The organism is Actinokineospora fastidiosa, assembly GCF_014648415.1.
GTDB classification, from domain to species: Bacteria; Actinomycetota; Actinomycetes; order Mycobacteriales; family Pseudonocardiaceae; genus Actinokineospora; species Actinokineospora fastidiosa.
Window position 1 is genome coordinate 1,680,365 of record NZ_BMRB01000002.1, and the last position, 20,099, is coordinate 1,700,463.

Annotated in this window: 15 protein-coding genes; 3 read left to right on the plus strand and 12 right to left on the minus strand. The window is 72.6% G+C overall.

Annotated features, from left to right (window positions below; all coding sequences use genetic code 11):
* Window positions 1-19: 19 nt before the first annotated feature.
* Complete coding sequence (locus IEY98_RS17640) at window positions 20-1,597, plus strand: succinic semialdehyde dehydrogenase (protein WP_189211496.1); 1,578 nt, start codon at window positions 20-22, stop codon at window positions 1,595-1,597.
* 93 nt (window positions 1,598-1,690) lie between these two features.
* Entirely contained in the window at window positions 1,691-2,620 is a 930-nt protein-coding gene (locus tag IEY98_RS17645; protein WP_189211497.1) for a zinc metalloprotease, read from the plus strand.
* Between the two features lie 225 nt (window positions 2,621-2,845).
* Here the strand turns inward: IEY98_RS17645 and IEY98_RS17650 are convergent, their stop codons facing one another.
* From IEY98_RS17650 to IEY98_RS17665, 4 genes are all read right to left on the minus strand, one after another.
* Window positions 2,846-5,809, minus strand: coding sequence for a helix-turn-helix transcriptional regulator (locus IEY98_RS17650; protein ID WP_189211498.1), 2,964 nt, complete (start codon window positions 5,807-5,809; stop codon window positions 2,846-2,848).
* Between the two features lie 12 nt (window positions 5,810-5,821).
* On the minus strand, window positions 5,822-5,968 hold the full coding sequence (locus IEY98_RS17655) for a hypothetical protein (RefSeq protein WP_189211499.1): 147 nt from the start codon (window positions 5,966-5,968) through the stop codon (window positions 5,822-5,824).
* A 149-nt stretch (window positions 5,969-6,117) separates the two neighbouring features.
* A complete protein-coding gene (locus IEY98_RS17660; protein WP_189211500.1) occupies window positions 6,118-6,318 on the minus strand; it encodes a DUF397 domain-containing protein in 201 nt (66 codons plus the stop codon).
* Window positions 6,315-7,193 carry a helix-turn-helix domain-containing protein gene (locus IEY98_RS17665; RefSeq protein WP_189211501.1) on the minus strand — a complete coding sequence of 293 codons (879 nt, stop codon included), beginning with the start codon at window positions 7,191-7,193 and terminating at the stop codon, window positions 6,315-6,317. The genes IEY98_RS17660 and IEY98_RS17665 overlap by 4 nt, the downstream gene beginning before the upstream one ends.
* A gap of 333 nt (window positions 7,194-7,526) precedes the next feature.
* On the opposite strand from IEY98_RS17665, the gene IEY98_RS17670 reads away from it, so the two are divergent.
* Entirely contained in the window at window positions 7,527-7,832 is a 306-nt protein-coding gene (locus IEY98_RS17670) for a hypothetical protein (protein ID WP_189211502.1), read from the plus strand.
* A 142-nt stretch (window positions 7,833-7,974) separates the two neighbouring features.
* On the opposite strand, the gene tesB is transcribed toward IEY98_RS17670, so the two are convergent.
* From tesB to gltB, 8 genes are all read right to left on the minus strand, one after another.
* Window positions 7,975-8,847: an acyl-CoA thioesterase II gene (gene tesB / locus IEY98_RS17675; protein WP_189211503.1), complete on the minus strand. Its 873-nt coding sequence runs from the start codon at window positions 8,845-8,847 to the stop codon at window positions 7,975-7,977.
* 93 nt (window positions 8,848-8,940) lie between these two features.
* Window positions 8,941-10,365 (minus strand): pyruvate kinase, encoded by a 1,425-nt coding sequence (gene pyk, locus IEY98_RS17680; protein ID WP_189211504.1) that lies wholly within the window; start codon window positions 10,363-10,365, stop codon window positions 8,941-8,943.
* 87 nt (window positions 10,366-10,452) lie between these two features.
* Entirely contained in the window at window positions 10,453-11,109 is a 657-nt protein-coding gene (locus tag IEY98_RS17685) for a DUF2461 domain-containing protein (RefSeq protein ID WP_189211505.1), read from the minus strand.
* On the minus strand, window positions 11,106-11,846 hold the full coding sequence (locus tag IEY98_RS17690) for an aminotransferase class IV (RefSeq protein WP_189211506.1): 741 nt from the start codon (window positions 11,844-11,846) through the stop codon (window positions 11,106-11,108). The genes IEY98_RS17685 and IEY98_RS17690 overlap by 4 nt, the downstream gene beginning before the upstream one ends.
* Before the next feature lie 19 nt (window positions 11,847-11,865).
* Complete coding sequence (locus IEY98_RS17695; protein WP_189211507.1) at window positions 11,866-12,240, minus strand: PH domain-containing protein; 375 nt, start codon at window positions 12,238-12,240, stop codon at window positions 11,866-11,868.
* Window positions 12,241-12,334: 94 nt separating this feature from the next.
* Window positions 12,335-13,852 (minus strand): substrate-binding domain-containing protein, encoded by a 1,518-nt coding sequence (locus tag IEY98_RS17700; RefSeq protein WP_189211508.1) that lies wholly within the window; start codon window positions 13,850-13,852, stop codon window positions 12,335-12,337.
* A gap of 113 nt (window positions 13,853-13,965) precedes the next feature.
* Window positions 13,966-15,450 (minus strand): glutamate synthase subunit beta, encoded by a 1,485-nt coding sequence (locus IEY98_RS17705; protein ID WP_189211509.1) that lies wholly within the window; start codon window positions 15,448-15,450, stop codon window positions 13,966-13,968.
* Window positions 15,443-19,966 (minus strand): glutamate synthase large subunit, encoded by a 4,524-nt coding sequence (gltB, locus tag IEY98_RS17710; RefSeq protein WP_189211510.1) that lies wholly within the window; start codon window positions 19,964-19,966, stop codon window positions 15,443-15,445. The genes IEY98_RS17705 and gltB overlap by 8 nt, the downstream gene beginning before the upstream one ends.
* Window positions 19,967-20,099: the final 133 nt, after the last annotated feature.

Genomic DNA, 20,099 nt, shown 5'->3' on the forward strand with positions numbered 1-20,099 from the left:
CGAGCGAAGGAGCCGCCCCATGACCGCTACCGCCGCCTCCGTTGGCGCCGTCGCAGGCGCGCCGTCGGCCGAACGGGCCGCCGAGCTGGTCGGTCGGGCGGTCGGCGGGACGGCGCCCACCACGGTGGCGATGACCGCGCCGTTCACCGGGGAGCCGATCGCGGCGCTGCCGCAGATCGACGACCCGGACGTGCGGCAGGCGTTCGCCCGGGCCCGGGCGGCCCAGCGGGAGTGGGCGGCCCGGCCGGTAGCGGAGCGGGCGAAGGTCATGATGCGCCTGCACGACCTCGTGCTGGCCCGCCAGGACGAGGCGCTGGACCTGATGCAGGTGGAGACGGGCAAGTCGCGTCTGGACGCCTACGACGAGATCGCCGTGACGGCCATGACGGCCGCCTACTACGGCCGCAAGGCGCCCAGGCTGCTCGCGCCCAAGCGCAAGGCGGGCGCGCTGCCGGTGTTCACCCGCACCACCGAGGTCCGCCACCCCAAGGGCGTCGTGGCCATGATCTCGCCGTGGAACTACCCGCTCGCGCTCACCGGCATGGACGCCATCCCGGCGCTCGTCGCGGGCAACGCGCTGGTGCAGAAGCCGGACAACCAGACGGCGCTGACCGCGCTGTGGCTGCACGAGCTGGCCTCCGACGCCGGCCTGCCCGACCACGTCTGGCAGATCGTCCTCGGCCGCGGCTCCAAGATCGGCTCCGCGCTCATCGAGGAGGCCGACTACCTCGGCTTCACCGGGTCCACCGAGACCGGTCGCGGCCTGGCCGCCCAGGCGGCGGCGCTGCTGACGAGCTACTCCATGGAGCTGGGCGGCAAGAACCCGATGGTCGTGCTGCCCGACGCCGACATCGACCGCACGGCGACGGGCGCGGTCACCGCGTGCTTCTCCTCGGCCGGACAGCTGTGCGTGTCGGTCGAGCGGATCTACGTGCACGAGAGCATCCGGGCGTCGTTCGTGCAGGCGTTCGTCGACCGCACCAAGGCGCTCAAGCTCGGCGCTGGCCTGGACTACAGCTCCGACATGGGATCGCTGACCTCCGCCGAGCAGCTGGCGACGATCAGCGCGCACGTCGAGGACGCCCGGGCGAAGGGCGCCACCGTCCTGGCGGGCGGCAAGGCGCGCCCGGACCTCGGCCCGCTGTTCTACGAGCCGACGATCCTCACCGGCGTGCGCGAGGGCATGACCCTGCACAAGGAGGAGACGTTCGGCCCCGTCGTCTCGGTCTACGGCTACACCGATGTGGACGACGCCATCGCCCGCGCCAACGACACCCGTTACGGGCTCAACGCCAGCGTATGGACGCGCGACCGCCGAATGGGTGAGCGCGTCGCCGCGAACATTCACGCGGGCACCGTGAACGTGAACGACGGCTTCGGCGCCGCGTTCGGCAGCCTCGACGCGCCGATGGGCGGAATGGGTGACAGCGGCGTCGGCAGGCGCAACGGCGTCGAGGGTCTGCTGAAATACACCGAGGTCCAGACGATCGCCGCCCAGCGGGTCGTCCCGCTGCGCCCGACGCGGGCCGTGCCGTCCGCGCTCTGGACCAAGGGCCTCACGCTCGGACTGAAAGCCCTCAAGCGTCTGCCCCGTTAACTGGGAAGATTTCCTGTGTGAATGCGTCTTCCCATACATATCTCCCGCTGCATACGTTCGGGCTCCGTCCCCACCACGCCAGGGAGATAGCTGATGGGCCGATCCCGCACGTTCAAGGCGGCAGGCGTCGCGGCGTTGTCCGCCGTGGCGCTCGCCATCACCCCGTTCGCCCCGAGTTCGGCGCTGTCGGCGGCACCGGTGCTCGACTGCCTGAGTGAGACACCGACGTCGGCCGCGGCCCGCGGCGGCAGACCGCTCGACCACGAGCCGATGTCCGCCGCCGACGTCGCCGCGGTGGAGAAGAAGACCAAGGACCTGTTGGCGCGCAAGCGCGCCGAGGGCTACTACGTGCGCCAGGGCGCCCTCGCCGCGGCGACCGTGCCGGTGTACGTCCACGTCATGGCCGCGGCCAACGGCCGGGGCGACGTGACCGACCAGCAGATCGCCCAGCAGATCGCGGTGCTGAACGAGACGTTCGCGGGCCGGGAGTCCAGCCAGGCCGCGAACACCGGCTTCACCTTCCAACTCGCGGGCGTCGACCGCTTCTACAACGACCGCTGGCACCGGGACGAGCAGAGCAGCACCTACCGCGCGAAGACCCGCAAGGGCGGGATGAACGCGCTCAACATCTGGCTGGTCGAGTTCGACTACCTGGGCATCGCGACGTTCCCGTGGAGCGGCAACCAGCGCATCGACGGCATCCGCGTCCACTACGACTCCCTGCCCGGCGGCGGAATCGCGAACTACAACCTGGGCGAGACGACCACCCACGAGGCGGGCCACTGGTTCGGCCTGTACCACACCTTCCAGGGCGGCTGCACGACCAAGAACGACGAGGTCGCCGACACCCCGGCCCAGTCCAGCCCCACCGACGGCTGCCCCGAGGGCCGCGACTCCTGCTCGCTGCCGGGCGTCGACCCCATCCACAACTACATGGACTACTCGTACGACTCCTGCTACAACCAGTTCAGCCCCGGCCAGAGCCAGCGCATGAGTGACATGTGGACGGCGTACCGCGCCTGATCCACCCGGCCCAGCGGGCCTGCCCGGGGCGCCAGGGCAGGGCCGCTGGGCCTTTCCGTCCTATGCGGACTTCCGACCCGTGGGCAAGCCGAGCACCGCGCGTTCGACGAGGTCGATGTCGTGCGGCGCCTGGCCCCGCTGCTCGCACAGGCGTGACTCCCCGCTCAGCAGCCGAATCCGCCCACGTGTAGCGGTACGACACCGCCCTGCTGCCAGGGCAGGCGCCTACTCCGCTCTCTCCAACAACCCCCGGTCATAGGCCACCGCCACCGCCTCCGCCCGGCGGGTGGCGCCCAGCTTGGCCATGATGCGGCTCAAGTGGACACTCACCGTCTTCTCCGAGATGAACAGCTCGTCCCCCACCTGGCGGTTGGTGCGGCCCTGGGCCACCAGTGCCAGCACCGCCCGCTCCCGGGGCGTGAACAGGTCGATGCGCTCGCGGGGCGTCGCGTCCGGGTCCAGGGTGATGCGGGCGCGGCGGGCCATGCGGCGCAGAGCCTCGCGCAGGGGCTTGGCGCCCAGGGTCGTGGCCACCTCGTCCGCCAAGCGCAATGCCTCGGCCGCGCCCGCGCGGTCGTCGGTCAGCAGGCACGCCTCGGCCAGACGCCAGCGGCACAGGGCCTGCTCGTACACCGCGCCGTAGCCGAAGGCGTCCACCGCGCGGCGCCACAGGTCGGGATCGGCGCCCGTCAGGCGGGAGTGCTCGGCCTCGGCCCTGGCCAGCCACGCGCGGCCCTCCGGGCCCAGCACGCCCGTCCTCGGCACCACGGACCCGGCCGTCTTGCGCGCCAGGTCCAGCAGTTCCGCGGCCTCGGCAGCGATCGCCCCGGTCGCGTCGTCGTCGCGCCGGGTCGCGGCGGCGTGGGCCAGGTCGGCTGCCGAGGACAGGGCGAGGGCGGCCAGCCGGATCGACACCATCTCCCAGCTCACCGTCGCCCACGCCAGGGTCGCCCGCAGGTGCTCCAGCGCCCGCTCCGGCTTGCCGCGCCACTGCGCCAGCTCGGCGGCCACCATCCCGGCCACGATCGGCGTCGGGGTCGCGCGGTGGTCGTCGCTGCGGTAGTCCGCCAGCACCCGGTCCACCTCGGCGAAGCGGCCCCGGGCGACGCTGATCATCGCGCCCAGCATCGCCAGCCGCCCCCACACCACGTGCGACACCCGGTGCCCTGGCTCCGACGACGCCTCCGCGGCGTCCCAGTCGCCGTTGGTGTAGCGGGTGACCATCTGCAGCGCGCGCAGCTCAAGCCCGTACGTGCTCCACGTCAGCCCGACCTCGGACGCCCGCGCCACGCCCTCGTCCAACGTGCGCACCGCGTCCGCGAGGTCGCCGTGGTCGTACTGGTTCACCGCCAACGTGAACCGCGCCCGGATCTCCACCGTGGGCGCGCCCACCGAGTTCGCCAGCGCCATCGCCGTGCGCAGGCCCGCCCGCGACGCCTCCGTCTCACCGCGGCTCTCGTCCAGCATCGCCAAGGTGATCAGCGCGTCCGCCTCCGCGCCGCCGACCGACATCGCGCGCGCCTGGGTGACCGCCTCGCGCGCGTGCGCCGCCGCGTCCTCGGGCTGCCCCAGGCCGCGCAGGATCGTCGCGTACGCCGCGTGCACCCACGCCGTCACCGGCACGCCGGGGCGGTCGGCCACCAGCGCGAGCGCCTCCTCGATGACCGTCCTGGCCTCCTGCTCGCGCCCGTCGGTGGCGTAGAGCGCCTGCGCCAGCCGCCGCCGGACGTGCGCGGCCTGCTCGGGCTCGGCGACCGGGTCGATGGCGGCCACCGCCGCCTTCGCGTAGGCGATCGCCCGCTCCGGCTCCCCGGACGTGCCCGCCACGAACGACGCGCGCTCCAGCAGCCGACTGTTCGATTCGGACGGACGCTCGGCCACCGGCACCGCGGCCCAGATCTTCAGCGCCCGCTCCAGGTGCTCCAGCGCCTCGGCGGGCGCGCCCAGCCGCTCGGCCTCCGACGCCGCCTCCAACGACGCCCGCAGCGCCACGGTCAGCGCGTGGCTCTCCATGCTGTGGTGGGCCAGCGCCGCGGCCACCCCCGGCTCCCCCATCCGGCTCGACAGCTCCCTGGCGTACGCCGCGTGCAGCCGGACCCGCTCCCCCGGCAGCAGGTCGTGGTACACCGCCTCGCGCAGCAGCGCGTGCCGGAACGTGTAGACGTCGCCGTCCTCGGGCACCAGGACGTTGTGCTGGACGGCCTCCCGCAGCCCCGCGTCGAGCCCGGCGTCCATCTCGGCCACGGCCCGCAGCCGCGAGTCCGCCACCCGCCTGCCCCCGACCGAGGCCAGCCGCACGACGTTCTGCGCCTGCGGCCCCAGCCGCTCGATCCGGGCGAGCAGGACGTCCACCAGCGTCGCGGGCAGCGCGTCGGACTGCTCGGCGCAGTCGGAGTAGGCGGCCAGCAGCTCCTCGGCGAAGAAGGCGTTGCCGTCGGAGCGCTCGGCCAGCTCCCGCACGGCGGCGTCGGCCAGCCCGCCCTCCGACAGCGCGCTCACGAACGCCCGCGCGTCGGCCCGGCTGAACGGCGCCATGTCCAGCCGCTCGACGGCGGGCAGGCGCAGCAGCTCGGCCAGCAGGGGCCGCAGCGGGTGGCGGCGGTGCAGGTCGTCGGCGCGGTAGGTGCCGAGCACCAGCAGGGCCTGCGTGCGCAGCCTGCTCAGCAGGAACGACACCAGCCGCCGGGTCGACGCGTCGGCCCAGTGCAGGTCCTCCAGGATCAGCACGACCGGCCGCTCGCAGGCCAGCTCGGCCAGCAGCGCGTGCACGGCGTCGAACAGCTGCAGCTGGTTGAGGTCCTGCTCGGTGCGCGGCGCGCCGGTCGCCGCGGAGTCCAGGCCGGGGTCCGGCAGGCCCAGCTCCACCCAGTCGCCGAACAGCCGGGCGAGCGCTGCCCGGCTGCCCGCGCGCTCGCGGACCGGGCCCAGCGCCTCGACCACCGGCAGGTAGGGCAGTCCCGTCTCGCCGGAGTCCAGGCAGCGGCCGGTGAGCACGAGCGCGCCGTCCTCGCGGGCGATCCTGGCCAGTTCCTCGGTCATCCTGGTCTTGCCGACGCCCGCGTCCCCGGACAGCAGCACCGCGGCGGCCTGGCCACCGGCCGCCGCGGTGTAGGCGGCCCGCAGGGCGCGCAGTTCGCGTCCGCGGGCCACCAGGGGTATTCCGGAACCGAGGCGCGGCATGTGCGGCATGGTCGCACACATTCAGTCGGTGACCCGACCTCCCCGCGTCCGTGATCGCCACAGCCGCGTCCTGCGACCCCGCGCGGAACCCGCGCCGGTGCCCCGGGCGGTGTTGGCCACGCGGCGGTACTCGACCTCGGCCTTGATTCCCTCGATCGTCCAGTTCATCTCGCGACTCCCTCATCCGTGGTGATGACGATGAGATTGCCGCTGAGGCGCGGGCCCCGGCATCGGACGATCGCGTCGTGGACAGCGGACGACCCCTTACCCCCGGCCCCCTGAGGGGGCGCCGGACCCGGGTAAGGGGTCGTCCCTGGTCAGTGCTCGAGCAGATCCGCCTTGACCGCGCCTAGGAACCCGGCCCACGGGCCGCTGGGCAGCGCCAGGTGTCCGTGGTCGGTGTTCTTGGAGTCGCGGATGGCGGCGCCTGTGGTGTGGACCACCAGCTCCACACAGTCGTTGCCCGCTCCGCTGCGGCTGCTCTTGCGCCATTGGGCACGTGCCAGGTCTGCGGTCACGCCCCACTCCTTTCGGTTTCGGGTCGTTGGGCCAACCGGTCGGCGGCCCGCCGGATGAGGTCGACGGTGTCCTCCGGCCGCAGCGCCGCGGCCCGCAGGTGGTCGAACATCAGGGTGTAGCGGCGCACGTCGGAGGGCTGTTCCAGGTAGGTGCCGGTGCTCGTGCTCTCCACGTAGACCACATCCGGGTCGGCGGGCTCGGGAAAGCCCAGGATGAGGAACGGGGCCTCCATGCCCGCGTGCGCGCCGGTGCCGAACGGCACCACCTGCAGCGTCACGTGCGGCAGCGCGGCGGCATCGGCCATGCGCAGCAGCTGGGCGCGCATCACCTTCGGCCCGCCGACGACGCGGTGCAGGACGGCCTCGTCGATGACCGCCCAGTACTCGGGCGGGTGGGGATCGGTGAGCAGGCGCTGGCGGGCCAGCCTGCCGCGCACCCGCTTGTCGATCTCCGCGGCGCCCGCGTCCGGGCGGATCGCCTGGATCACCGCGCGGGTGTAGTCCTCGGTCTGCAGCAGGCCGGGGACGAGCAGCGCCTGGTGCGCCCGCAGCGAGGCGGCCTCGGCCTCCAGGCCGACGAACGCGCCGGTGAACACCTCGGTGTAGGCGTGCCACCAGCCCTTCTGGCGGGCCTCGCGGGCCAGCTGCACCAGGGCCTCGCGGCGGTCGGTGTCGATGCCGTACAGCTCGGACATGTCGCGGACGTCGCGCGGGGTCACCCCGACGTGCCCGGTCTCGATGCGGCTGATCTTGGAGGCCGAGCACTCCAGCTTCTCGCCGACCTCGTCGATGGTCAGGTTCGCCGCTTCCCGGAAGCGCCGCAGTTCGCTGGCCAGCCTGCGCCTGCGCACGGTGGGGCTGTGACCACGCGCCACGTTCGTCACCTCGTCTCTCCCCCGCCTTAACGACCCAGGCGCACCGAGGGGTGCGCGGCCAGTGTCTGCCGAGAGCCGAACGCACACAAGGGACGCGGTCCGGTGCTGGGCATATTCGGTGAAACGTTCACCACGGCGCCACCGCTGTCACCCGATCGAGTGGTGCAACTTGCACAAAGCGATCTGCGAGGCGCAGGCTGCTCACTGTTCCCCTCAGACGGAGACGTCCACCCCAGGGCCGGGCGACCCCGACCACCGAGTCATCGGCAGGTCGCGGTGTCCACTTGAGCCCTCCGGGATGGTCCGCAGTCCACACCGGGCACAGGAGGCGCCGTGCGCGAGTCGCTTTTCGGACACCTTGAAGCGTCACTGCACGGCTACCTCGACGACCTCGACCGCCGCTCCGGCACCGGAGACCCGGCACTGGCCAGGGTGGAGCTGCCGAGGGTGACCACCGCGCTGCGGGCCCTCCTCGACGACCACCGCCCCGACGCGGACGGTCGCTGCCCGACCTGCCGGACCAGGCTGTTCACCCGCGCGCCCGCCCCCTGCCGCGCGTACCTCACCGCCCACCTGTGCCTGCTGGTCACCGAGGACGTGGAGGACGGGATCGCCCAGCAGCACGACGCGTTCCACTGAAAGCCCGGGTAGCGCGGGCCTCTCCCACCCCTCCCGCCCGCGCCCCGCGTCGGACGACCGGACCACCCCAGGTCCACGCCCGACACGACGGCAGGGCCGGAAGCCACCCCGACGGCTTCCGGCCCTGCCGTCCATTCAGGACTCAGTCGATGACGCGCAGCATCCCCTCCTGCACGACGGTCGCGATCAGCCTGCCGTCGCGGGAGAAGAACCGGCCGGTCGCCAGCCCCCGCCCGCCGGACGCGCTGGGCGAGGCGCAGTCGTAGAGCACCCATTCGTCCGCCCGGAACGGACGGTGGAACCACATCGCGTGGTCCAGGCTGGCGCCGAGGACGTTGTCCACTCCCCAGTAGACGCCGTGCCGGGCGAGCACCGCGTCGAGCAGCGTCATGTCGGAGGCGTAGGCGAGCACGCAGACGTGGGTCAGCGGGTCGTCGGGCAGCACGCCGTCGGCGCGCATCCACACCTGGTTGCGGGCATCGCGCGGGCCCGTCTCGCGGGAGCGCCACGCGGGCTCGGACACGTAGCGCACGTCGATCGGGCGGGGCCGCTGCGCCCACGGGCCGAACTTCTCCCGCAGCTGCGGGCTCATCAGCTCCGAGTAGGTCGGCAGCGTCTCCGGGTCGGGCACGACCGGCATCTCCTCGGCGTGCTCGACCCCGGACTCGACCAGCTGGAAGGACGCCGAGAGCGAGAAGATCGGCTTGCCGTGCTGGACCGCCACGACGCGCCGGGTGGTGAACGAGCGCCCGTCGCGGATGCGGTCGACCTGGTAGACGATCGGCACCGCCGGGTCGCCACCGCGGATGAAGTACGCGTGCAGCGAGTGCACCGGCCGGTCGGCTGGCACGGTCCGCCCGGCGGCGACCAGCGCCTGCCCGGCCACCTGCCCGCCGAACACCCGCACCGGCGAGTGCTTGGGGCTCACGCCGCGGAAGATGTCCTCCTCGACGCGCTCCAGGTCCAGCAGCCTGACCAGCCGGTCCAGCACCGTCGGCTCGGCGACGTCCGTCATCTGCCCTCCACCGGCCCGTAGGTTAATCGCGATTAGCCTAACGGCCCGGCGCGCGATCACCACCCTGGCGCGGGGCCGGGGCGGTGTGACGCGTTACGCGTGGTCGTCCTCGCCGAGGCGGTGCACGCGGATGAGGTTGGTGGAGCCGACCGTGCCCGGCGGGGAGCCCGCGACGACCACCACGACGTCCCCGGGCTGGTAGCGGCCGATCGACAGCATCGAGGTGTCGACCTGGCGGACCATGGCGTCGGTCGAGTCGACCTGCGGCACCAGGAAGGTCTCGGTGCCCCAGGTCAGCGAGAGCTGGCTGCGCACGCTCGGCTCGGGGGTGAACGCCAGCAGCGGCAGGTGGGTGTGCAGGCGGGCCAGCCGCCGCACGGTGTCGCCGGACTGGGTGAAGGCGACCAGCGCCTTGGCGTTGAGCCGCTCGCCGATGTCGCGGGCGGCGTAGGAGATGACGCCGCGCTTGGTGCGCGGGACGTGGCTCAGCGGCGGCACGGCGAGCGTCTCGGACTCCACGGCCTCGACGATGCGGCTCATCGTGCGCACGGTCTCGATCGGGTAGCGCCCGACGCTGGTCTCGCCGGAGAGCATGACCGCGTCGGCGCCGTCGAGGACCGCGTTGGCGACGTCGGAGGCCTCGGCCCTGGTCGGGCGCGAGTTGCTGATCATCGAGTCGAGCATCTGGGTCGCCACGATGACCGGCTTGGCGTTCTCCCTGGCGATCTGGATGGCCCGCTTCTGCACCAGCGGCACCTGCTCGAGCGGCAGCTCGACGCCGAGGTCGCCGCGGGCGACCATGACGCCGTCGAAGGCCAGCACGATGGCCTCCAGGTTGGCCACCGCCTCGGGCTTCTCCAGCTTGGCGATGACCGGCAGCCTGCCCCGGCCGACCCGGTCCATCACCTGGTGCACCAGGTCGATGTCGGCGGGCGAGCGGACGAAGGACAGGGCGATGAAGTCCACGCCCAGGTGCAGGGCGAACTCCAGGTCCTCGATGTCCTTGTCGGACAGCGCCGGGACCGAGACGTCCATGCCGGGCAGGGACAGGCCCTTGTTGTTGGAGACCGGGCCGCCCTCGGTGACCTCGCAGACCACGTCCGGGCCCTCGACGCTCAGCACGGTCAGGCCGACCTTGCCGTCGTCGACCAGCAGCCGGTCGCCGGGCTTGGCGTCGTGCGCGAGGCCCTTGTAGGTGGTGGAGACCCGGTCGTGGGTGCCCGCGACGTCCTCGACGGTGATGCGCACGACGTCGCCGGTGCGCCACTCGACCGGGCCGTTGGCGAAGGTGCCCAGGCGGATCTTGGGGCCCTGCAGGTCGGCCAGGATGCCCACCGCGCGGCCGGAGTCGTCGGCCGCCCGGCGCACCAGGTCGTAGATCTGCTTGTGGTCGCCGTGGCTGCCGTGGCTGAAGTTCATCCTCGCCACGTCCATGCCTGCCGCGACCAGCTCCGCCACTCGCTCCGGAGTGCCGGTGGCGGGGCCCATCGTACAAACGATCTTCGCGCGTCGGCTCACGGTCCCAGAGCCTAATACGTCTTGCTTTAACGATCCCGAGATACCGGCCAGTAGGGCGAGTTTCGATTCAGAAAGTTCGACGGACGGTCACTTGCTGTCTGTATGCGCTCCCACACGGTGACGGGCCCAGTCGTTGAACGGCCGCAGCTGCTGCCACGCCTTGCGCACCCGGGTCAGCGCGCCCCGCTCGTGGAGCGTGTCGTCGGGCGGCCACACCCGGGTCGCGTAGACCGAGCGGTACTGGAGCAGGTCCAGGTGCGGGTGGTCCTTGGCGAACCCGCGCGGCGCGGTGCGCATGCGGTCGCCGTGCAGCTCGAAGCCCTGCCTGACGAGCTTGTCGAGGATCGCCCGCAGCTCGGCGCCGCCGGTGTCGACGGCCTGGCGGTACCGGGCCAGCTGGTCGGGGGCCAGGTGGAAGCAGCCGCCGCCGACGCGCAGGCCGTCCGGGCTCACCTCGACGTAGTACGCCCCGCCGCCGCGCCCGGCCTCCACGACGCCGCCGCAGTGGGTCTTGTAGGGCGACTTGTCCTTGGCGAAGCGGACGTCGCGGTACGGCCGGAAGATCTTGCCCGGGCCGAGGCCGGGGGCGAACTCCGGCTCCAGCTCGGCGAGCAGCGCCTGCATCGGCGCGCGGACGTCGGACTCGTAGGTGGCCTTGTTCGCCTCCCAGTACGACTTGGAGTTGTCGACGACCAGGCCGTCGTAGAAGTCGATCGCGTACTCGCCGAACCCCGCGAACCTCACACGCGCTCCTCGGGCACGAGGTCGTGGGCGCGGCGCAGGATGGACGCGGTCTCGTCGTCGACGGCGTACTCGACGTCATCGATGCGGGTGATGGGCCGCACGGGCGCGAGCGCGTTGGTGGCGAACGCCGACCGGAAGCCGGCCAGGTCGTCGAGGGTGACCGGGCGGGTCTCGTGCTTGTGGCCGAGCCGGGTGAGCCCGTTCTGGATCAGCGCGGCGGACACCCCGGGCAGCGCGGGCGCGCTCGGCCAGACGATGGTGCCCGCGTCGTCGCGGAAGCAGATGTTCCAGGTAGCGCCCTCGGAGACCTCGTCGTCGGGGGCGAAGAGGGCGTCGTCGAACCCGGCCATCCTGGCCAGCCTGCGCTGGTAGAAGATCCCGAACGTGCCGACGTGCTTGACCTGCGGCAGGTCCCGGCGGTAGCCGGCCGTGCGCACGGCCAGCGTCGCGCTCTCCTCGGGCGGCGGGAAGGTCTCCACGACGACCGACAGCTCCTCGGGCGTCCCCGGGTCGCGCGGGTTGAAGTCCGGCGCGACCACGGTGACCTTGGCGGCCACCCGCTCGTCGCCGATCGCGGCCCGGATGGCCGCGCGCACGTCCTCCTCGGGCAGGCCCCGCCCGAACACCACCCACGCGTCGCGGTCGAGCCGCTCCAGGTGCCGGGCCAGCCCGCGCACCCGGCCGCGCTCGACCAGCATCGCCGTGTAGTGGCCGTAGTTGACCAATGCTGCGCTCACCTCGCGGAGTCTCGCACGCTCAGAGGCAGTGGGAGGCGATGAGGTGCCCGAGCGCCCGGATGTCGGCCTTGCCCCTGAACTCCAGCCGCACCTTGCCCAGCCCGCTGAACCACAGCTCCAGCTCGGCGTCGAGGTCGAAGGTGCCCGCGGTCTCCACCGAGAACGCCTGGACCTTGGCGAACGGCAGCGAGGTGAAGTCCCGCTTCTTGCCGGTCATGCCCTGCACGTTGACGGCGATGAGCCGCTTGTTCGTGAACACGACGAAGTCCCGCACCGACTTGAACGCGTAGAGCATGTCCTCGCCGTTGACCAGCAGCGGCGCCACGGACCCGCCGATGTCCTTGGGGTCGCAGGGGGACAGCTTGAACACCGAAGCCTTGGAGAAGTCGATCATGCGGACAGCATAGGCCCGCGCACGCCACCCGGAGGACACGGCGCGTCCACCAGGCGATGCGCTTGGGGCTGGCTCCGGGTACCGCCCTCGGCGTTCAGCAGAGGTCGCCGCGGAGGTCGAGGGCGCCGTCGACGCACGGGACGTAGCCGGAGCGGCGCAGGATGTTCTTCGTGGCGTCGGTCTCCATGTGCTTGATGAGCGCGTCGACCAGGCCGCCGGGCTCGGGCGGGCCGTAGGTGTAGAAGTACTCGACCGTCCAGAAGGGATAGCCGGTGCGGACGACCGAGTCGATGTCGGGCTCCTTGCCGTCGAGGCGGACCCGGGCGACGTGGGGGTAGTCGGCGGTGGCGGTGGTCTCGGCGTAGCCGATCGCGCCGGGGATGCGGTCGACCTCGCCGAGCAGGGCCGAGGTCGAGTTGCGCTCGCAGCGCAGCACCGGCGCGGCGCCCGCGAGGGGCGAGCGGTTCGCGCAGTCGGTCGAGGAGACGGCGGGCTCCTGGGCGCCCAGCACCTTGGTCTCGAACGCCTGGCGGGTGCCGGAGCCGGAGTTGCGGCTGACGATGCTGATCGGCAGGTCGTGGCCGCCGAGCTGGCGCCAGTTGGTGAGCCGCCCGTCGAAGACGGCGCGCACCTGGTCGCGGCTGAGCTGGGTGACGCCGACGGTCTTGTTGACCACGACCGAGAACGCCACGACGCCGATGGGGTGCGCCTTGAGGTTGGGGAACCCGGCTACCGGGTCGTCGGACATGGCCATCCGCCGCTCCCGCTGGGCGGGGTCCTCCCGGCCGAGGGTGTCCAGCTCCCGGACGCCGTCGAGGCTGCCCCGGCCCTCGACCCGCACGCTCGCCTCCGGGCACTGCGCGGTGTAGGCGGTGATGATCTCGGTGGCCACCGGGGCGAACGCGCTGGACCCGGCGAGGACCACGTCCCCGTCCGCACAGGCGACCTGCGCGCCGGGCGACTTGCCGAGCGGGCTCAGCAGCAGCACCACGGACGCGCCGACGAGGGTGGACGCGATGCCGCCGAGCACCAGGCTGCGCCTGCTCGGCCCGTTGCCCCGGGTGGTGTCCCGCACGATCTTGCCGTCGGTGACGAAGCCGGTGCAGGTGACGCCGTCCTTCGTGCCCGCGGCCTCGGGCTTGCCGGAGAGCAGGACCAGCACCTTCATCCGGTCGCGCCGGTTGAGCGGGATCCTCGGCAGCGGCAGCTCCGCCCGCCCCACCGGCGGCCACTCGCCGTCGACCATCGCCCGCACCCCGTCGCCGACCTCGATGATCTGCGCGTCCACCACCGTCCGCCCGGCGAACCGCAACGTCAGCGGCGCGTCCCTGGGCACGTCGGTGACCTTGATGCTGGTGCTGCCGGTGTTCATGATCCGCACCAGCGCCAGACTGGGATCGACGACCGTCTCGTCGGCCTTCCGGTTGGTCAACCGCACATCGATCATGTCCGTCGCGTGCGGCGTCACCCCGATGGCGGTGTCCAGATGAACCCGATAACTCACCCGTTTGCGGCGCAGCCACAGCGACAGCAGATACCCGCCGAGGCTGAGCACCAGCGTGACCATGCCGACGAACGCTTCGAGGTTGTCACCAACCCATTTGGCTAACACACGGCCACGGTAAGGATCACCGGTATACCTCGATCACCCCTTCACCCGGCGTTCTCCTGATGTTCGCCCGAGCCCCGGAGTTGCCAACCGATGCCGAGTCTCGCCATCGGCGATCACACCACCGAAAGCGGCAGTGCGGTCGGGTGCACGGGGGCGGGGAGGTCGGACGAGCCCGTCAGGTACGCGTCCACCGCGTGTGCCACCGAGCGGCCCTCTGCGATGGCCCACACGACCAGGGACGCGCCTCGGTGGGCGTCGCCGCAGACGAAGACGCCTGGGGTGGTCGTCTGCCAGTCGGGGCCGCAGGAGAGGGTGCCTCGGGGGGTGCGGGTCAGGTTGAGGTCGTCGAGCAGGGGCATGGGCTGCACGCCGGTGAAGCCGATGGCGAGCAGGACCAGGTCGGCGGGGAGTTCGTGGGCGGTGTCGGAGGTCGGGACGACCTCGCGGACGCCGGTCACCGGGTCCTTGCGGACGCGGACCTCGCGGACGCGCACCGCCGACACCGCGTCCGTGCCTGCGAACTCCTCGACGGCGACGGCGAAGCGGCGTTCGCCGCCCTCCTCGTGCGCGGGGTAGGTGCGCAGCACCCACGGCCAGGTCGGCCACGGGGACCGCTCGTCGTCGCGGGTCTGCGGGGGACGCGGGTACTGGTCGAGCTGGGTCACCGACAGCGCGCCCTGGCGGACGGCGGTGCCGTAGCAGTCCGCTCCGGTGTCGCCGCCGCCGATGATGACCACGTGCTTGCCCCGCGCGTCGATGCGCGCCGGGCCGTCGCCCTCGCAGGCGCGGTTGGCGGTGACCAGGTGCTCCATCGCCAGGTGCACGCCCGGCAGCGACCGGCCCGGGATCTCCGGGGCGTCGCGGCCCTCCAGCGCGCCGACCGCCAGGACGACCGCGTCGTGGGCGGCGCGCAGCGCGGACACCGGCAGGGACGGGCCGCCGACCTCGCAGCCGGTCACGAACCGGGTGCCCTCGGCGCGCAGCTGCGCCAGGCGGCGGTCCAGCAGGCGCTTCTCCATCTTGAACTCGGGGATGCCGTAGCGCAGCAGGCCGCCGAGGCGGTCGTCGCGCTCGTAGACGGTCACCTCGTGCCCCGCGCGGGTCAGCTGCTGCGCGGCCGCGAGCCCGGCGGGTCCCGAGCCCACCACCGCGACCCGCCGCCCGGAGGACACAGTGGACACCCGGGCCGCCACGACGCCCTTCTCCCACGACATGTCCGCGATCGCGTTCTCCACGCGCTTGATCGCCACCGGCTCGCTGGAGATCGACAGCACGCAGGCCGCCTCGCACGGCGCGGGGCACAGCCTGCCGGTGAACTCGGGGAAGTTGTTGGTGGCGTGCAGGCGGTGGCTCGCCGCCTGCCAGTCGCCTCGGCGGACGAGGTCGTTCCACTCCGGGATGAGGTTGCCCAGCGGGCACCCGGCCGACCCGGAGTGGCAGAACGGGATGCCGCAGTCCATGCAGCGCGTCGCCTGCTCGCGCACCGCGTCCGCGTCGTCCGGCCGGTACACCTCGCGCCAGTCGGCGGCGCGCTCGGCCACCGGCCGCTTCGGGATGTCGGCCCTGGGGTAGCGCAGGAAGCCCTCGGGGTCAGCCACGGGACGCCTCCATGATCGCGGTGTCGATGTCGCGGCCCTCGGCCCGTGCCAGCCGCATCGCGGCCAGGACGCGCTGGTAGTCCCGCGGCATCACCTTGGTGAAGCCCGCCGCCCGCCGGGTCCAGTCGCCGAGCAGGGACGCCGCGACCGGGGAGCCGGTCAGCTCGCGGTGGCGGGCCACGACCTCCCGCAGCGCGCGCAGGTCGTCCGCGCCCGGCCGCTGCAGCTCCACCATGTCCGGGTTGACGTCGCGCGGGTCCAGGTCCAGCACGTACGCCACGCCGCCGGACATGCCCGCGGCCAGGTTGCGGCCGGTCGCGCCCAGCACGACGGCCACCCCGCCGGTCATGTACTCGAAGGCGTGGTCGCCCACCCCCTCGGCCACGATCGTCGCCCCGGAGTTGCGCACCCCGAACCGCTCCCCCACGCACCCGCGCAGGTACACCTCGCCGGACGTCGCGCCGTAGGCGATGACGTTGCCCGCGATCACCTGCCGCTCGGCGGCGAAGCGCGCGTCCGGGTGCGGGCGCACGACGACGCGGCCGCCGGAAAGGCCCTTGCCCACGTAGTCGTTGGCGTCGCCGACCAGGTCGATGGTGATGCCGCGCGGCAGGAACGCGCCCAGCGACTGCCCCGCCGAGCCGGTCAGCGTCACCCGGATGGTGTCGTCGGGCAGGCCGTCGCCGCCGTAGCGGCGGGTGACCTCGGCGCCCAGCAGCGTCCCGACGGTCCGGTTGACGTTGCGCACCGGCAGGTCGAGCCGCACCGGGTGGGCGTCCTCCAGCGCCGCCTCGGCCAGCTGCACCAGCGTGCGGTCCAGCGCCTCGGCCAGCCCGTGGTCCTGCGCGCGCACCCGCCGCCTGCTCGTCCCGTACGGCGCGGGCGGCACGGCGAAGACCGGCGCGAGGTCCAGTCCCGCGGCCTTCCAGTGCTCCACCGCGTCGTCGGTGTCCAGCAGCTCGGCGTGCCCGATGGCCTCGTCCAGCGTGCGCAGGCCCAGCGACGCCAGGATCTCGCGGACCTCCTCGGCGACGAACCGGAAGTAGTTGACCACGTGCTCGGCCTGCCCGGTGTAGCGCTTGCGCAGCTCCGGGTTCTGCGTGGCCACCCCGACCGGGCAGGTGTCCAGGTGGCACACCCGCATCATCACGCAGCCCGCGACGACCAGCGGCGCGGTCGCGAAGCCGTACTCCTCCGCGCCCAGCAGCGCGGCGACCACCACGTCCCGCCCGGTCTTCAGCGCGCCGTCGACCTGCACGGTGATGCGGTCGCGCAGGCCGTTGAGCACCAGCGTCTGCTGCGTCTCGGCGAGCCCGACCTCCCACGGCGTGCCCGCGTGCTTGAGCGAGTTCAGCGGGGAGGCGCCCGTGCCGCCGTCGTGCCCGGAGATCAGCACGACATCGGCGTGCGCCTTCGACACGCCCGCCGCGACCGTGCCCACGCCCAGCTCCGACACCAGCTTCACGTGGACGCGCGCATGCTCGTTGGCGTTCTTGAGGTCGTGGATGAGCTGCGCCAGGTCCTCGATGGAGTAGATGTCGTGGTGCGGCGGCGGCGAGATCAGCCCGACGCCCGCGGTGGAGTGCCGGGTCCTGGCGATCCACGGGTACACCTTGTTCGGCGGCAGCTGGCCGCCCTCGCCGGGCTTGGCCCCCTGCGCCATCTTGATCTGCAGGTCATCGGCGTTGACCAGGTACTCGCTCGTCACGCCGAAGCGGCCCGAGGCGACCTGCTTGATCGCCGAGCGCCGCTCGGGGTCGTAGAGCCGGTCGACGTCCTCGCCGCCCTCCCCGGTGTTGGAGCGCCCGCCGATCCGGTTCATCGCGATGGCCAGCGTCTCGTGCGCCTCGGCCGAGATCGAGCCGTAGGACATCGCCCCGGTGGTGAACCGCTTGAGGATCGCCTCGACCGGCTCGACCTCCTCCACCGGGATCGGCGGCCGGTCGGACGTCAGCCGGAACAGCCCGCGCAGCGCGCCGCCCTCGCGGTTGAGCCGCTCCACCTCGTCGACGTAGCGGCGGTAGACGTCCGCGCGGCCGGACTTCGAGGCGTGCTGGAGCAGGAACACCGTCTCCGGGGTGAACAGGTGCAGCTCGCCCTCGCGGCGGTAGGCGTACTCGCCGCCGGTGTCGAGCCTGCGGTGCTCGCGGTCGGTCGGGTTGTCCGGGTGCGCGCGCCGGTGCCTGGCCAGCGCCTCCCGGGCGACGACGTCCAGCCCGACGCCGTCCAGTTTGGACACCGTGCCGGTGAAGTACTCGTCCAGCACGTCCTGGGCCAGGCCGAACGCCTCGAACACCTGCGCTGCGGTGTAGGCGCCGACGGTCGAGATGCCCATCTTGCTCATGATCTTGAGCACGCCCTTGACCAGGGCGGTGACGTAGTTGCGGATCGCCACCCTCGGCTCGACGCCGGTGATCGCGCCCTGCGCGATGAGGTCCTCGATGGTCTCGAACGCCAGGTACGGGTTGACGGCGGCGGCGCCGTAGCCCAGCAGCAGCGCGATGTGGTGCACCTCGCGCGCGTCGCCGCTCTCCACCACCAGCGCGACACGCAGGCGCTCCTTGGTGCGCACCAGGTGGTGGTGCACAGCGGAGACCAGCAGCAGCGACGGGATCGGCGCCATCCGGTGGTCGGAGTCGCGGTCGGACAGGACCAGCGTGCGCGCCCCCGCCGCGATGGCCTCCGATGCCTCCCGGCGCACCCGCGCGACCGCGTCGGCGAGCGCCTGTCCGCCGCCGTCCACCTCGTACAGTCCGGAAAGGACGGTGCAGGCGAAGCCCGGGAGGTCGCCGTCGTCGTTGACGTGGATGAGCTTGGCCAGCTCGTCGTTGTCGATGACCGGGTAGGGCAGCTGGATGTGGCGGCAGGACGCCGGGCCCGGCTCCAGCAGGTTCTGCTCCGGGCCCATGATGCGCTGCACGCTGGTGACGATCTCCTCGCGGATGGCGTCCAGCGGCGGGTTGGTGACCTGGGCGAAGTTCTGCTTGAAGTAGTCGTAGAGCAGCCGGGGCCGCTGCGACAGCGCGGCGGGCGGGGTGTCGGTGCCCATGGAGCCGATCGGCTCGGACCCGCTGACCGCCATCGGGGTCAGCAGGATCTTCAGCTCCTCCTCGGTGTAGCCGAAGGTCTGCTGACGGCGCACCACGGACTCGTGCGTCTGCACGACGTGCTCGCGGTCGGGCAGGTCGGCGATGGTGAGCAGGCCCGCGTGCAGCCACTCCTCGTACGGCAGCTCGGCGGCCAGCCCGGCCTTGACCTCGTCGTCGTCGACGATCGCGCCCGCCGCGGTGTCGATGAGGAACATGCGGCCCGGCCGCAGCCTGCCCTTGGCCACGACCTGGTCGGGCGGCACGTCGAGCACGCCGGTCTCGCTGGCCAGCACCACCCGGTCGTCGACGAGGTGCCACCAGCGGGCCGGGCGCAGCCCGTTGCGGTCGAGCACGGCGCCGACGACCGTCCCGTCGGTGAAGGTGACGCAGGCCGGGCCGTCCCACGGCTCCATCAGGCTGGAGTGGAACTGGTAGAAGGCGCGGCGCGCGGGGTCCATCGTGGCGTGGTTCTCCCACGCCTCCGGGATCATCATCAGCACGGCGTGCGGCAGCGACCGGCCGCCGAGGTGCAGCAGCTCCAGCACCTCGTCGAAGGACGCCGAGTCCGACCCGTCGGGGTCCACGACCGGGAACAGCCGGGTCAGGTCGCCGGGGATGAGGTCGCTGGCCAGCAGCGCCTCGCGGGCGCGCATGCGGTTGCGGTTGCCGCGGATCGTGTTGATCTCGCCGTTGTGGGCGACGTAGCGGAACGGGTGCGCCAGCGGCCACGACGGGAACGTGTTGGTCGAGAACCGCGAGTGCACCAGGGCGATCGCGGTCACCAGGCGCGGGTCGACCAGGTCGCGGAAGAAGCGCGGCACCTGCGCGGTGGTCAGCATTCCCTTGTAGACCATGGTGCGGCTGGACAGCGACGGGAAGTACATGCCGCACCCGGCCGCCGCGCTCTCCCGCTCGGCGCGCTTGCGCAGGGCGAACACCCGCCGGTCCAGCTCGACGCCGTGCCCGTCGCCGGTGACGAACAGCATGGCGAAGTGCGGCATGACGCCGCGCGCGGTGGGCCCGATCCCGGCGCCGTCCGGGTCGACGGGCACGTCCCGCCAGCCGAGGACGGTCAGGCCCTCCTCGTCGGCGATGCGGTGCACGGTCTCCTTGGCCGCCGTCTGGTCGTCGGCGGGCAGGAAGGCGATGCCCGCCGCGTAGCGGCCGGGCGCGGGCAGGTCGAAGGGGACGTCCGCGCGCAGCAGCTCGTCGGGGAGCTGCACGAGGATGCCCGCGCCGTCGCCGCTGGTCGGCTCGGCGCCCGCGGCCCCTCGGTGCTCCAGGTTGGCCAGCGCGGTCAGCGCGTCCACCACGATCCCGTGCGACCGCCGTCCCCGCACGTCCGCCACCATGGCGACGCCGCAGGCGTCGTGCTCGGCGGCGGGGTCGTAGAGCCCCTGCGGGCGCGGCAGGGCGGAGAAGATCATCGCGTAGGGCCCCCTTGGCGTCTCGCGCTCAGGAACGTGATGGAGGACTTGTCACGGCTGGGCACGGGACTACGGCGGCCCGCGTGTCTACTGAGACTAACAGCCTGGAAACGTGCTCGACATCGGATGAACC

Excerpts from the sequence above, each read along its gene's own strand:
- IEY98_RS17645 (WP_189211497.1), top strand. The coding sequence starts at position 1,691 with ATGGGCCGATCCCGCACGTTCAAGGCGGCAGGCGTCGCGGCGTTGTCC.
- IEY98_RS17650 (WP_189211498.1), bottom strand. The coding sequence starts at position 5,809 with ATGCCGCACATGCCGCGCCTCGGTTCCGGAATACCCCTGGTGGCCCGC.
- gltB (WP_189211510.1), bottom strand. The coding sequence starts at position 19,966 with ATGATCTTCTCCGCCCTGCCGCGCCCGCAGGGGCTCTACGACCCCGCC.
- IEY98_RS17695 (WP_189211507.1), bottom strand. The coding sequence starts at position 12,240 with ATGATCGACTTCTCCAAGGCTTCGGTGTTCAAGCTGTCCCCCTGCGAC.
- tesB (WP_189211503.1), bottom strand. The coding sequence starts at position 8,847 with ATGACGGACGTCGCCGAGCCGACGGTGCTGGACCGGCTGGTCAGGCTG.
- IEY98_RS17655 (WP_189211499.1), bottom strand. The coding sequence starts at position 5,968 with ATGAACTGGACGATCGAGGGAATCAAGGCCGAGGTCGAGTACCGCCGC.
- IEY98_RS17640 (WP_189211496.1), top strand. The coding sequence starts at position 20 with ATGACCGCTACCGCCGCCTCCGTTGGCGCCGTCGCAGGCGCGCCGTCG.